11 protein-coding genes are annotated in these 14,371 nt (G+C 70.6%); all 11 read right to left on the bottom strand.

The features are described 5' to 3' along the window. Positions 1–32: 32 nt before the first annotated feature. Complete coding sequence (locus AB0N68_RS01580) at positions 33–1,310, bottom strand: alpha-hydroxy acid oxidase (RefSeq protein WP_268776719.1); 1,278 nt, start codon at positions 1,308–1,310, stop codon at positions 33–35. A 10-nt stretch (positions 1,311–1,320) separates the two neighbouring features. Further along, complete coding sequence (locus AB0N68_RS01585; protein WP_280568370.1) at positions 1,321–2,043, bottom strand: FadR/GntR family transcriptional regulator; 723 nt, start codon at positions 2,041–2,043, stop codon at positions 1,321–1,323. A 158-nt stretch (positions 2,044–2,201) separates the two neighbouring features. Continuing rightward, positions 2,202–2,855, bottom strand: a complete 654-nt coding sequence (locus AB0N68_RS01590) for a thymidine kinase (RefSeq protein ID WP_187662159.1) — start codon at positions 2,853–2,855, stop codon at positions 2,202–2,204. Positions 2,856–2,864: 9 nt separating this feature from the next. Continuing rightward, positions 2,865–4,337, bottom strand: a complete 1,473-nt coding sequence (locus AB0N68_RS01595) for a malate:quinone oxidoreductase (protein WP_187662160.1) — start codon at positions 4,335–4,337, stop codon at positions 2,865–2,867. A gap of 46 nt (positions 4,338–4,383) precedes the next feature. Beyond that, positions 4,384–5,454: an aspartate-semialdehyde dehydrogenase gene (locus AB0N68_RS01600; RefSeq protein WP_280568381.1), complete on the bottom strand. Its 1,071-nt coding sequence runs from the start codon at positions 5,452–5,454 to the stop codon at positions 4,384–4,386. Between the two features lie 346 nt (positions 5,455–5,800). Beyond that, entirely contained in the window at positions 5,801–7,081 is a 1,281-nt protein-coding gene (locus tag AB0N68_RS01605) for an aspartate kinase (RefSeq protein WP_025104257.1), read from the bottom strand. A gap of 81 nt (positions 7,082–7,162) precedes the next feature. After that, entirely contained in the window at positions 7,163–8,077 is a 915-nt protein-coding gene (locus tag AB0N68_RS01610) for a DMT family transporter (protein ID WP_280568386.1), read from the bottom strand. After that, on the bottom strand, positions 8,074–8,667 hold the full coding sequence (gene recR / locus AB0N68_RS01615; protein ID WP_025104255.1) for a recombination mediator RecR: 594 nt from the start codon (positions 8,665–8,667) through the stop codon (positions 8,074–8,076). The genes AB0N68_RS01610 and recR overlap by 4 nt, the downstream gene beginning before the upstream one ends. Further along, the gene (locus tag AB0N68_RS01620; protein WP_313366740.1) at positions 8,667–10,949 is read right to left on the bottom strand and encodes a DNA polymerase III subunit gamma and tau; all 2,283 of its coding nucleotides are present in this window, start codon (positions 10,947–10,949) and stop codon (positions 8,667–8,669) included. Before AB0N68_RS01620 ends, recR begins: the two co-directional genes overlap by 1 nt. A 126-nt stretch (positions 10,950–11,075) precedes the next feature. Continuing rightward, the gene (locus AB0N68_RS01625) at positions 11,076–13,583 is read right to left on the bottom strand and encodes a glycoside hydrolase family 65 protein (protein ID WP_187662164.1); all 2,508 of its coding nucleotides are present in this window, start codon (positions 13,581–13,583) and stop codon (positions 11,076–11,078) included. After that, positions 13,580–14,338, bottom strand: coding sequence for a beta-phosphoglucomutase family hydrolase (locus AB0N68_RS01630; protein ID WP_268776714.1), 759 nt, complete (start codon positions 14,336–14,338; stop codon positions 13,580–13,582). The genes AB0N68_RS01625 and AB0N68_RS01630 overlap by 4 nt, the downstream gene beginning before the upstream one ends. Between the last annotated feature and the right edge of the window lie 33 nt (positions 14,339–14,371).

Genomic DNA, 14,371 nt, shown 5'->3' on the forward strand with positions numbered 1-14,371 from the left:
TCGTGCAGGCGCGACCTGGCCGTGCAGGTGTGTCAGTGCACCTCGACGCCGGCGGCGCGGGAGACGGGCACCAGGCGCGTGAGCTGGGTCACGTGGGCCGGCTCGAGCTCCGCGAGCGACGCGACGCCGAGCAGCCGCATCGTGCGCTCGATCTCGCTGCGCAGGATGGCGATCGTGCGGTCGACGCCCTGCCGTCCGCCCGCCATCAGGCCGTAGAGGTACGCGCGGCCGATCAGCGTGAAGTCGGCGCCCAGCGCGACGGACGCCACGATGTCGGCGCCGTTCATGATCCCGGTGTCGATCATGACCGTGAAGTCGTCGCCGACCGCACGACGGACCTCGGGCAGGAGATGGAACGGGATGGGCGCGCGGTCGAGCTGACGGCCGCCGTGGTTCGACAGGACGATGCCGTCCACCCCCGCATCCCGCAGGCGCACGGAGTCCTCGACGTTCTGCACGCCCTTGATGACGATCTTGCCGGGCCAGATGTCGCGGATGACGGCGAGGTCGTCGTAGCTGATGGTCGGGTCCATCGCCGCGTCGAGGAGCTCGCCCACGGTGCCGCCGGTCGTGCTCAGCGACGCGAACTCCAGCTTCGGGGTGGTCAGGAAGTCGAACCACCACCACGGCCGCGGGATCGCGTTGATGATCGTGCCGAGCGTGAGCTGCGGCGGGATGCTGAAGCCGTTGCGCTTGTCACGGAGACGGGCACCGGCGACCGGGGTGTCGACGGTGAACTGCAGGGTGTCGAAGCCGGCGGCCGCGGCACGACGGGCGAGCTCGTAGGAGATCTCGCGGTCACGCATCACGTAGAGCTGGAACCAGTTCCGACCGGGCACGGGCCCCTGCGGCTCCCGGATCGTCGCTGCCTTGACGTCCTCGATCGACGTGGTCCCGAGGGTGGACAGGGTGAACGGGATCCCCGCGGCGGCCGCGGCTCCGGCGCCCGCGACCTCGCCCTCCGTCTGCATGAGGCGGGTGAAGCCGGTCGGTGCGATGCCGAACGGGAGCGCGGAGGGACCGCCGAGGATGTCGACGGCCGTGTCGACGTCCGGGGCCGGCTTGAGGATCCCGGGGTGGAACTCGACGTCCTGGAACGCCTGGCGGGCTCTGCTCAGCGACAGCTCGCCCTCGGCGGCACCGTCGGTGTAGTCGAAGGCGGCCTTCGGCGTGCGGCGCTTGGCGATCTTCCGCAGATCGTCGATGGTGAGCGCGGCGTCGAGGCGCCGCTTGCGCCCGTCGAGCTCCGGCTTCTTGAACTTCATGAGCTCCAACAGCTCGGCGGGGTTGGGGAGCTGGCGCTGGACCATGTTCTGCCTCTCAGTTCTGCGGTGTGATGGCACGGGTGAGACCCGCGGCGGTGTAGTAGCCGGTGATATGGGTGCGGACGAGACGGCGGGCGGTGTCGGCGTCGCCGTCGTCGATCGCCGCGACCAGAGCGCGGTGCTCGGAGCGCAGGCGGGCGGCCATCCGATCCCAGTCGTCGACGGTCGCGGCCCCGGCGAGCACGTAGGACTCGATGGAGGAACGAAGCCCCGCCATCATCGCCGCGATGACCGTGTTGCCGCTGCCCTCGGCGAGGGAGAGATGCAGCTGCGCATCGAGGGCCAGGAACTCGGCCGGCGTGAGGGCACCGTCATCCATCGCGGTGAGCAGCTCGTGTGCCCGGGAGGTGTCGCGGTTTGAGGCGGCGGCCATGGCCTCGACGACCGCGTCCTCCAGCACGAGACGCGTGCGGACCACGTCGTCGAGCGGGAAACCCTGCGCGGCCACCTGGAGGCGCAGGAGCGCGGACATGCCGCCGGTGGGGGTGGCGATGACGATGGCGCCCGACTGGGGGCCGGAGCCGGTCGCAGTGCGGATGAGCCCGAGCACCTCGAGCACCCGGAAGGCCTCCCGCACGCTCGATCGCCCGACGCCGAGGTCGCTGGCGAGGTCGCGCTCCGACGGCAGCCGGTCGCCCGGGCCGAGGCGACCGTCGAGCAGATCACGCTCGATGTGCTCGAGCACGAGTCGCCATGCACGCGCCGGCTGCTCCGTCATCCCGCCTCCTGTGGTCAGACCACAGGTTAGCGCGTGTGGTCAGACCACGCAATGCGGGACCGCTGCACCGCCGACCCACCCCTTTTCGTGCGCCCCGGCCGCTTGCGTACGCGCGCAGAGGGGTGGGTCGACCGGAAGGGGGTGGGTCGGAGGTGGGATCAGCCGAGACGGCCGCCGGACTCCTCCAGGTAGCAGGTGCCGCACAGCGACTCGTAGGTCGTGAGTTCGGGCGAGGAAGAACCGTCGGCGCCCTCGTCGATCGCGACCTGGTCGCCGTCGAACACGAATCGGCCGCCGACCACCCGGCCGTTGAACACCGCCTTGCGCCCGCAGCGACAGATCGTCTTCAGTTCCTCGAGCGAGTGCGCGATGGCGAGGAGCCGGGCTGATCCGGGGAAGGCGTGCGTGCGGAAGTCGTTGCGGATCCCGTAGGCCATCACCGGGATGCCGTCCTCCACCGCGATCCGGAAGAGGTCGTCGATCTGGGTCGGCGTCAGGAACTGCGCCTCGTCGACGAGCAGGCAGGCCACGTCGACGGGCCCCGTCGGGATGAGCTCCTCCTCCGTCGACCGACGCATGCGCTCCCGATGGATCGCGAAGAGCGCGCGGGCGTCGTCTTCCGGTCCGATGAGGACGTCGACCGGACGCGTGACCCCGAGGCGGCTCTCGATCTCCCCCGCACCCTTGGTGTCGATCGCGGGCTTGGCGAGCAGCACGTGCTGGCCGCGCTCCTCATAGTTGTAGGCAGCCTGCAGGAGGGCGGTCGACTTGCCCGAGTTCATCGCGCCGTAGCGGAAGTAGAGCTTCGCCACGGTCCCGGGTCAGGCGTTGATGCCGAGGACGGCGGCAGTGGCGGTGGTGGACTCCTCCGCGAGCTCCGCGTCACCGTTGAGCTTCCGGCCGAAGGTGGGGATGAGTTCGCGCAGCTGCGACTCCCAGCCCGGGTACTCGCCGGGGAAGCACTTCTTCAGCAGGTCGAGCATGATCGGCACGGCCGTGGAGGCGCCGGGCGACGCACCGAGGAGGCCCGCGATCGAGCCGTCACCGGCCGCGACGACCTCGGTTCCGAACTGGAGCACGCCGCCCTTCTTCGGGTCCTTCTTCATGACCTGGGCGCGCTGACCGGCGTCGATGAGCGTCCAGTCCTCGTCCTTCGCGGTGGGCATGAAGGTGCGGAGGCTGTCGACCTTCTTGCGGTGATTCTTCATCAGCTCGCTGATGAGGTACGTGATGAGGTCGGGGTTCGCGAAAGCCACCCGCAGCATCGGCCAGAGGTTGTGCGGACGGACCTGCGTGACGATGTCGAGCATCGACCCGTTCTTGAGGAACTTGGGGCTGAACGTCGCGAACGGGCCGAACATGAGCGAGGCCTCGCCGTCGACGACACGCGTGTCGAGGTGTGGGACCGACATCGGCGGGGCGCCGACCGAGGCCTGCGAGTAGACCTTGGCCTTGTGCTGCGCGACGATCTTCGGGTTGGTCGTCTTGAGGAACTGTCCACCGATCGGGAAGACGCCGTAGCCCTTGATCTCGGGGATGCCGGAATTCTGCAGGAGCTTGAGCGCCCACCCGCCCGCGCCGACGAACACGAACTTCGCCTTGATCTCGTTCGGAGTGCGGCCGATCGTCGTGCGGTACTTGATGAGCCAGGTGCCGTCCTTCTGACGCGTGAGCGACTTGACCTCGTGGTTCGTGCGGACCGAGACGCCCGAGTCGCGGAGGTGGCCGAAGAGCTGGTGCGTGAGCGCACCGAAGTCGACGTCCGTGCCGGCGGGCACCCGGGTGGCCGCGAACGGCTCACCCTTGCGGCGCTTCTGCATGAGCAGCGGCGCCCACTGGTTGATGACGCGGGAGTCCTCGCTGTACTCGATGCCCGCGAACAGCGGCTGCTCCTTGAGCACCTCGTAACGCTTCTTGAGGTACGCCACGTCCTTCTCGCCGCGCACGAACGTCATGTGCGGCGTCGCGTTGATGAAGGTCGACGGCTCGTCCAGCACGCCCTTCTCGACGAGGGAGGACCAGAACTGGCGGCTCTGTTGGAACTGCTCGTTGATCGAGATCGCCTTGGCGGGGTCGAGCGGCGCGTCACCCTGCTGCGGCATGTAGTTCAGCTCGCACAGCGCGGCGTGCCCGGTCCCGGCGTTGTTCCAGGGGTTCGAGCTCTCCTGCGCCACGTCCGACAGCCGCTCGAAGGCGACGATCTTCCAGTCCGGCTGCAGCTCGTGCAGCAGGGTACCCAGGGTGGCGCTCATGATGCCACCGCCGATCAGGACGACATCGACGTTTTCAGTCACTCGAACAGTCTAGTTCGCGGGCAGGACACCGCAGACCATGCGGCCGTCAGGAGACCGGGGCGAGACGCTCCGCGAGCACCTCGGCGATCTGCACCGCGTTCAGCGCCGCCCCCTTGCGGAGGTTGTCGTTGCTGATGAAGAGCACGAGGCCCTTGCCCTCCGGAGCCGACTGGTCGGCGCGGATGCGGCCCACGAAGCTCGGGTCCTTGCCCGCGGCCTGCAGCGGGGTCGGCACCTCGTCGAGCACGACACCGGGCGCCGCGCTCAGCACTTCCCTGGCGCGGTCGGGCGTCAGATCGCGGGAGAACTCGGCATGGATCGACAGCGAGTGGCCCGTGAACACCGGCACCCGGACGCACGTGCCGGCGACGCGGAGGTCGGGCAGCTCGAGGATCTTCCGGCTCTCGTTGCGGAGCTTCTTCTCCTCGTCGGTCTCGTTGTCCCCGTCGTCCACGAGGTTGCCGGCGAGCGGGATCACGTCGAAGGCGATCGGGGCGACGTACTTCTCGGGCTCGGGGAAGTCGACCGCGGAGCCGTCGTGGACCAGGCGGAGGGTGTCGCCCTGCGCGAGCACGCCCTCGACCTGACCGAGCAGCTCCTGCGCGCCGGCGAGTCCGGAGCCGGACACCGCCTGGTAGGTCGACACGATCAGGCGCTCGAGGCCAGCCGCGGCGTCGAGGACCTTCAGCACCGGCATCGCGGCCATCGTGGTGCAGTTCGGGTTGGCGATGATGCCCTTGGGGCGGTCGTCGATCGCGTGCGGGTTGACCTCGCTGACGACGAGCGGGACCTCGGGGTCCATGCGCCAGGCGCTGGAGTTGTCGACGACCACGGCGCCGGCCTCGGCGAAGCGCGGCGCGTATGCCCGGCTGGCGGTGGCACCGGCGGAGAACAGGGCGATGTCGATGCCCGACGGGTCGGCCGCCTCGACGTCTTCCACGATCACCGTCTGCCCGCCGAACTCGATCGCCGTGCCGGCGGAACGCGCCGACGAGAACAGCCGCAGCTCGCGGATCGGGAACGAACGCTCCGCGAGAATCTCGCGCATCACGGTGCCCACCTGGCCGGTGGCGCCGACGATGGCGACGGAGAGTCCTGATTCGGAGATGCGGGTCATGATGTTCCTTGGCTTCGTGCGGTACGGCGTACGAGGCTTCGGGCGCGGCGTCGGGATGCTGAGGCTGCGCCTGGCGCCGGTGTCAGGGTTTCCGCGAGTCTATCGCGCCACGCTCCCCTCGGCTCTCCTCCGTACGCCGCTCGCGAGAGCACGCTGACACGCGGGCGCAGGCGAGCGTGGTCGACAGAGCCTGCGTCGGCGCGAAAGCCTGCGGTGGCGCGAGCGCGCGAGACCAGGCAGACCCGCGGAAACAGGCGAGCGCGCGACAGCAGGCGAGCGTGGGCAGCACGGCCTGAACAGGCGCGAAAGCCTGCGCTGGCGGGAGAAGAGGGAGCTCGTGAGGGGGTCAGCGACCGGTGCCGGCGTGGACCGTGGCCTCCGCGTCGCCGTCGAGGCCGTAAGCGGTGTGCACCGTGCGGGCGGCCTCCGTGAGATCGGTGTCGCGGAGCACGACCGAGATGCGGATCTCCGAGGTGGAGATCATCTCGATGTTGATGCCACCGGCGGACAGGGCCTCGAACAGGGTCGCCGAGACGCCGGAGTGCGTGCGCATGCCCGCGCCGACCACGGACAGCTTGCCGATCTGGTCGTCGTGGATGAGGTTCTGGAAGCCGACCTCGGTCTGCTCGCCGGCGAGGGCCTTGAGCGCCGCAGCGGCGTCGGCCTTGGGAACCGTGAAGGAGATGTCGGTGCGTCCCGTCGCCGACACGTTCTGGACGATCATGTCGACGTTGGCGCCGGACTTCGCGACGATCTTGAAGATCTCGGCGGCCTTGCCAGGGACGTCCGGCACCCCGGCGACGGTGATCTTGGCCTGGCTGAAGTCGGTGGCGACGCCGGCGACGATCGGTTCTTCCATGACTGCTCCCTCGGCTTCGCGAGGGTTCTTCATTCCCTCGCCCAGAACGTATGTGCCCTCGGCCGACGAGAACGTCGACCGGGCGTGGATGAGGACACCGTGCCGGCGGGCGTACTCCACGGCACGGATGTAGAGGACCTTGGCACCGTTGGCGGCGAGCTCCAGCATCTCCTCGCTGGAGACGTGGTCGAGCTTCTGCGCCTTCGGGATCACCCGCGGGTCGGCCGTGAAGATGCCGTCGACGTCGCTGTAGATCTCGCAGACATCGGCGGACAGCGCGGCCGCCAGCGCGACCGCCGTCGTGTCCGACCCGCCGCGGCCGAGCGTGGTGATGTCGCGGGTATCGCGGTTGAAGCCCTGGAAGCCCGCGACGATGACGATCGCGCCCTCGTCGAGCGCCTCGCGGAGCCGGACGGGCGTGACGTCGACGATGCGCGCCGCGCCGTGCTGCGAGTCGGTGATCATGCCGGCCTGGCTGCCGGTGAACGACCGCGCCTCGAAGCCCATGGAGTGGATCGCCATCGCCAGCAGCGCCATCGAGATCCGCTCGCCGCTGGACAGGAGCATGTCGAGCTCGCGCGGAGCCGGGATCGGCGCGACCTCGTTCGCGAGGTCCAGCAGCTCATCGGTCGTGTCGCCCATCGCGCTCACGGCGACGACGACGTCGTGACCGGCGCGACGGGTGTCGACGATGCGCTTGGCGACGCGCTTGATGCTCTCTGCGTCGGCGACGGACGAGCCGCCGTACTTCTGCACGATGAGGGCCACGTTCACTCCCTGGGATGTCGGGCGGATCCGCCCACGGTCATTCTACGATCGGCGCGCATGCCGCCCCGCGCATGTGACGGCTCAGGCCGGCGCGGGCGGAACGGGCGTCACCGGACGCAGGCGGCCTCCGGTGGCGGCGAACCAGCAGCCGATGATGATCAGCGGGAATCCGAGGAGGAGACCAGGGGTGAGGGGCTCGGCGAGCACGATCGCCCCGAGCACGATCGCCACGACCGGGTTCACGTAGGTGAACAGCGGCGCCCTGACCGGTCCGACCTCGCGGATCAGCGCGAAGAAGGCCAGGAAGGCCAGCGCCGTGCAGATCACGGCGAGGGCGAGCAGGGCGCCGATCGACGGGAGCGTCGGCACCTCATGCTGAGTGAGCAGCCCGATCGGGAGGTAGAAGAGGCCGATCATGAGCAGCGACAGCGTGATCGTGCCGAGTGAGGGGACGTCGTTCAGCTTGCGCGCCACGATGAACGGCGCGATCGCGTAGAGCATCGCGACGAGCAGCACCTCCCCGGCCGCGAGCAGGCTCACCTCTCCCCCGAAGAGCCCGGGACCCGCCACGACGATGGCCACACCGATGAAGCCGACCAGAAGACCGATGCCGCGGGCGGGACGCAGCACGCCGCGGTCGCCGCCGCCCAGCGCGATGAGGGCGGCGAACAGCGGCACCGTGGCCACGAGGAGTCCGGTCATGCCGGAGGGCAGTGTCATCTCGGCGTGTCCGAGGAGGAGGAACGGTCCGGCCATCTCCACGGCCCCGAACGCCAGCACCCACGGCCAGTGCCGGAGCGCCGCACGGAGGGCGCCGCTGCGCAGGGCGAACGGCAGCAGGAGGAGCGCGGCGATCAGCGTCCGTCCGGCGACGATCGCCGGCGGGGAGATCGAGTCCACCGCCACGCTGATGAAGAGGTAGGGCACGCCCCACAGCAGGGCCATGGCCCCGAAGAGCAGCCAGCCCCGGCGGGAGAAGCCGGACTGCGGGGTCACAGCACGCGCCGGCCCTCGAAGGCCCGGCCCAGCGTCACCTCGTCCGCGTACTCGAGGTCGCCGCCGACCGGGAGGCCCGAGGCGAGCCGTGAGACCGTGATCTGCATCGTCGTGAGGAGCCGGCTCAGATAGCTCGCCGTCGCCTCCCCCTCCAGGTTGGGGTTCGTGGCGATGATGACCTCCTGCACGGTGCCGTCGGCGAGTCGCGTCATGAGCTGGGCGATCCGGAGGTCGTCCGGCCCGATGCCCGCGATGGGGCTGATCGCGCCGCCGAGCACGTGGTACAGGCCGCGGAACTCCCGTGTGCGCTCGATCGCCGCGACGTCCTTCGCGTCCTCGACCACGCAGATCAGCGCCTGGTTGCGGCGGGGGTCGCGGCAGATCGCGCACCGCTCCTGCTCCGCGACGTTGCCGCAGATCTCGCAGAACCGGACGCGGATGCGGATCTCGGTCAGCAGCTCCGCGAGACGGGCGACGTCGAACGTCGGCGTCTGCAGGATATGGAACGCGATGCGCTGCGCCGACTTCGGGCCGATACCGGGAAGGCGGCCGAACTCGTCGATCAGCTCTTGGACGATGCCGTCGTACATCAGGAGAACCTCGTGGGGGGCTCGTAGGGCTCTTCGCGAAGGAACGTCGCACCGAGCACCTGGCGGATCACGGCCTCACCGTAGCGCTGCACGCCGCCCGCGGCGGGGGTGCGCTCGATGACGACCGGCGGAGCAGCCGCGGGGGCCGTGCGCGCGGCAGCCTGCGGGGCCGCCGTCGGTGTCGTCCGCGGGGAGGGAGGGCGGTCGTACGGAGCCGGGGGCTCGTAGGCCGGATCGTACGGCGGCTCCTCGTCGAACGCGGGAGCGTCGTCATCGCCCGGCAGCGGCGGCTCGTCGCGGTCGACCCTGCCGTCGGCCGGCGGGGTCGGGGCGGCGGAGGCGGCCTCGACCTCCTCCGGCTCGTCGTCGACGGCGAGGGGCGCCGCGGGGGCGGCGGCCGGTGTCGCGGCGTCAGCGGTCGGGATGGAGGCGACCGCCCACTCCGTCACGGGAGCGGTGGCGGCGCGCGTCTGCGGGCGGGAGGGCCGTGCTGACGCAGGCTCCGATGCGGGAGCGGCGTCGGCCGGCGCGGTGGATCCGGACGAGGCCGGCTGCCGCGGCGCACCGCCGGGTGGCATCGGTGCCGGGAGGTACTTGACACGTACCCCGACCTCCTGCTCGATGGCTGTGCGGAGGTGGTCGGAGGGGCCGGATCCCGGCGTGGTCCCCTTGAACTTCGCGACGTCATGCTGGCTCGTGAACCCGAGGGTCAGCACCTCGGAATCACCGTCGTAGGCGAGGGGCTGCACGGCGGTCGCGAGCAGCCAGGACGTGCGGCTGATGCCTTCCAGACGCTTCAGCACGGCCGGCCAGGCGTCGCGGATGCGCTCGAACGTGACGGGAGCGGACGGCGCGGAGGACGACTGCGGGGTCGGAGCGGGCTGGGGCTCCGGAGCGTGGCCGGGCTCGGGAGTGCTCTCGGGCTCCGGGGTGCGCTCAGGCTCCGGAGCGGGCGCAGGCTCGGGCGCGTCTGCAGGGGCGGTCGGAGCAGACGGAGCCGACGCCGCGGGCGCCGAGGGCGCCGCCGGAGCGGGCGTCCTCCCCGTGTCGGATGCGACGGTCGGAGACGGCGTCGCGGTCGCCGGCGGGACCACCGGCGGGTGCGTGGTGGCCGGCGGGTGCAGCGCGCCCGACGCGGCGGTGCCGGACGCCGCCGAGCCTCCGGGTGCGGCGGCGAGGACACGAGCGACCATGAGTTCGAGGTGGAGCCGCGGCGATGTGGCTCCGGACATGTCGTCCAGTGCCGCGCTGACCACGTCGGCGGTACGCGAGAGGCGCGCGGCGCCGAACGACTCGGCCTGCCGGCGCATCCGGTCGAGCTCGTCCTCCGCGATGCCGCGGAGGACGGCGGAGGCACCGGAGCCGACGGCGGCGATCACGACGAGATCGCGCAGGCGCTCCAGCAGGTCGTCGACGAAGCGCCGCGGGTCCTGGCCGGTCTGCACGACGCGGTCGATGGCGGGGAAGGCGGTCGCGGCGTCGCCCGCCGCCAGCGCATCGACGATCTCGTCGAGGAGGGCCCCGTGGGTGTACCCGAGCAGCGCCACCGCGCGCGCGTAGCCGACGGTGACGGTCTCCGAGCCGGCCGGGGCGTCCGAGCCCGCGATGAGCTGGTCCAGCAGCGACAGCGTGTCGCGGGGCGAGCCTCCTCCGGCGCGGACGACGAGCGGCAGCACACCCTGCTCGACGATCACGCCCTCTTCCGCACACAGCTTCTCGACGTACTCGAGCATCGCAGCGGGCGGGACCAGTCGGAACGGATAATGGTGGGTGCGCGAGCGGATCGTGCCCAGCACCTTCTCGGGCTCCGTCGTGGCGAAGATGAACTTGACGTGCGGCGGGGGCTCCTCCACCAGCTTCAGCAGCGCGTTGAAGCCCTGCGGGGTGACCATGTGCGCCTCGTCGAGGATGAAGATCTTGAAGCGGTCGCGGCTCGGAGCGAAGGTGGCCCGTTCCCGCAGGTCGCGGGCGTCATCGACGCCGTTGTGGCTCGCCGCGTCGATCTCGACGACGTCGAGCGATCCCCCGCCCGCCCTGGACAGCTCGACGCAGCTCGGGCACGTCCCGCAGGGGGTGTCGGTCGGCCCTTCCGCGCAGTTCAGGCAACGGGCGAGGATGCGCGCCGAGGTGGTCTTGCCGCAGCCCCGCGGACCGGAGAACAGATAGGCGTGACCCACACGGTCGCCGCGCAGCGCGGTCATGAGCGGATCGGTCACCTGCGACTGCCCGATCATCTCGCCGAACGTCTCGGGTCGGTAGCGGCGGTAGAGGGCTGTGGTCACCCCTCCAGCCTACGGCGTGCCACCGACGTTGCTCCCCTCACGCTCGACCCGGCCTCTTTAACGCGAACCACCCCGTTGCGGACGTCCGCAACGGGGTGGGACGCACGCAACGGGGTGGGTCGGCGGTCAGTCGATCGGCTCGATGACGGGGATGGCGCTCGTGATCACCGGGACCGAGGCGGAGAGCCGGGTGCCGTCGTCGCGGCGGGCGTCGGCGAACTCCTGCAGCGTCGGGCGACCGGGGATCACGGGCCCCTGGTTCGCGAGGGGGACGATGACGTCGTCCTCCAGGGTCGCGATGTAGGCGTTGTCGCGCACGCTGAACGGCACCGGAGGACCGCTGCGCACCTGCACCCGCAGCTCGTGCCGCGTGACGGTCACCTGCATCGCCGTGCCCTGCCACTGCAGCGGGAACGACAGCGAGGGCCAGGACTCCGGGAGCCGCGGGTCGAAGCTGAGGTCGCCGCCGTAGTCGCGCATCCCACCGAAACCGCACACGAGGGCCGTCCACACCCCACCCGCCGAGGCGACGTGCACGCCGTCGGCCGCGTTGTGGTGCAGGTCGTGCAGATCGACGAACAGCGACTGCTCGAAGTACTTCTGCGCGAGGTCCTGGTAGCCCACCTCCGCCGCGAGGATCGACTGCACGACCGCCGACAGGGTCGAATCGCCCGTCGTCAGCGGGTCGTAGTAGTCGAAGTCGGCCTTCTTCTCCTCGGGCGAGAAGTGGTTGCCCTGCAGGAACAGCGCCAGCACCACGTCGGCCTGCTTGAGCACCTGGAAGCGGTAGATCACGAGAGGGTGGAAGTGCAACAGCAGCGGACGCTGGTCGGCCGGGGTGTTCGCGAGGTCCCAGACCTCCCGCTCCAGGAACAGCGAGTCCTGCGGGTGGATGCCGAGGCTCTCGCTGTACGGGATGTACATCGCCTCCGCCGCCCGCTCCCAGGACTCCGCCTCACCGGAGCCGAGACCCGTCCGCTCGACGAGGGCCGCGTAGTCCTCCGGGTAGCTGTCGCGGATCTCCCGGACGACCTTGGCCGCGTAACGGAGGTTGTACCGCGCCATGACGTTCGTGTACAGGTTGTCGTTCACGACGGTCGTGTACTCGTCCGGGCCGGTGACGCCGTGGATGTGGAACGTCTGGAGGCCATCGCCGGCACCGGACTGCTCCACGAGCCGCGACCCCCGCCAGAAGCCGAGGGTGGCCCAGAGCCGCGCGGTCTCGATCGCGACGTCGGCACCCTCGCGACGCAAGAACGCCTCGTCCCCGGTCGCCCGCACGTACTTGCCCAGCGCGAAGCTGATGTCGGCGTTGATGTGGTACTGCGCCGTGCCGGCGGCGTAGTACGCCGAGGCCTCCTCGCCGTTGATCGTGCGCCACGGGAACAGTGCGCCGGCCTCGTTGAGCTGGGCGGCCCGGCGACGCGCGGCGGGGAGCATCTTCACCCGGGCCCGGAGAGCGTTGTAGGCCCACCGCGGCGTCGTGTAGGTGAGGAAGGGGAGCACGTAGATCTCGGTGTCCCAGAAGTAGTGGCCGCTGTAGCCGGAGCCGGTCAGCCCCTTGGCGGGGACGCCGGCGCCGTCGGCCCTTGCCGAGGCCTGGGCGAGCTGGAACAGGCACCAGCGGGTGGCCTGCTGCAGGTCGTCGCGCCCGCCGATCTGCACGTCGCTGCGCTCCCAGAACGCGTCGAGCCACTCGCGCTGACGCCGGAACACCGTCTCCACGCCCTCGTCCGCGGCCCGGTCGAGCGAGCGACGGCAGCGGTCGACGAGCTCCCGCGGGGGCACCCCGCGGGAGGAGTGATAGCTGACGAGCTTGGTGATCGTGATGGGCACGCCGGCCTTCGCCTGCACACGGAAGACGTTCTTGGCGATGTCCGGCTCGATGAGCGTCCGGACGTTGTAGTCGTTCTCCGTCTCGATGATGTGATCGGCGACGACGGCGACGGTCATCCCGGACGCGGCGACCCGATACGACAGGGCGGAGCGCAGGCCGTCCTGCCAGTGCTCGGCCGGCTGCAGCACACGGTCCGCGATGCGCTCGGCCTTGCGCGGGTCGAAGGCGGCGCCCTTGGTCGTCATCGGAGAGCCGGCATACACGCCCGCCCCGTCCTGACGGTTGAGGAGCTGGCAGCTGATCGTGACCGGGGCGTTGGCGTTCTCGACGACGACCTCGAGCCGCAGCACCGCGAGGTGGCGCTCCTCGAAGCTCACGAGACGCTGATCCCGCATGCGCACCCGCTTGCCGGAGGGGGTCTCCCAGACCACGCGCCGTTCGAGCACCCCCGTGCGCATGTCGAGCGTGCGGGCGTACTCGCGCACGTCCGCGTCGTCGAGGGAGATCGGCTCGTCGTCGACGTAGAGCCGCATCACCTTGGCGTCGGGGGCGTTGACGATGGTCTGGCCGACCTCGGCGAAGCCGTAGGCCTGCTCGGCGTGCCGGATGGGCCAGGTCTCGTGCAGACCGTTGATGAAGGTGCCGTGCTCCTGCGCGCCACGCCCCTCGATGTGGTTGCCCCGGAGCCCGAGGTAGCCGTTGCCGACCGAGAACAGCGTCTCGCCGACGCCCTCCTCCGAGTAGCGCGTCTCGATGAGACGCCACGGGTCGACGGGGAAGCGGTCGCGGTCGATCATGCGTTCTCCGGGGTGTCGGTGCGGGTGGCGGGAAGCAGGACGCCGAGGTCGTCGACGACGTGGGTGGCTCCGGCGGCCCGGAGGGCGTCGGCGCCCGCTCCGCGGTCGACGCCGATGACCACGGCATACCCCGCCGCGGCGGCGGAGGCGGCACCGGATGTGGCGTCCTCGACGGCGATGCTGCGGGCCGGGTCGACGCCGAGGGCCGTGGCGCCGGCGGCGAACATGTCGGCAGCGGGCTTGGAGGCGAGGTGCTCGCGCTCGGCGACGACGCCGTCGATCACGACGCGGAAGAAGGAGCGGATGCCGGCGGCCGCCAGCACCTCCTCGGCGTTCTTCGAGCTGGAGACGACGCCGAGCGGGATCCCGGCGGCGTGCAGCGCCTCGACCACGGCGAGGGAGCCGGGGAACGGAGCGATGCCCTGGCTGCGGAGGGACGTCGCGAACGCGGCGTTCTTGCGGTTGCCGATCCCGCAGATGGTCTCGGCCGACGGGTCGTCGTCCACCGAGCCCCACGGCACCTCGACGTTGCGGCTGCGCAGCAGACTCGCGACGCCGTCGTAGCGCTTCTTGCCGTCGACGTAGGCGAAGTAGTCTTCGTCGGTGTACGGCGGAGTGATGTCCCAGCGGGCGAAGACGTCGTCGAAGACCGCCTTCCAGGCGCGCATGTGCACCTCGGCGGTCGGCGTGAGGACGCCGTCGAGGTCGAACAGCACACCGTCGGCGTGGAACAGGTCGGGCAGCGCGTGTGGCACAGAGCCTCCAGGAGAAGGACGAGGGTCGGGTCG

Origin of the sequence: Microbacterium meiriae (genome assembly GCF_040685015.1) — a bacterium.
GTDB classification, from domain to species: domain Bacteria; phylum Actinomycetota; class Actinomycetes; order Actinomycetales; family Microbacteriaceae; genus Microbacterium; species Microbacterium meiriae.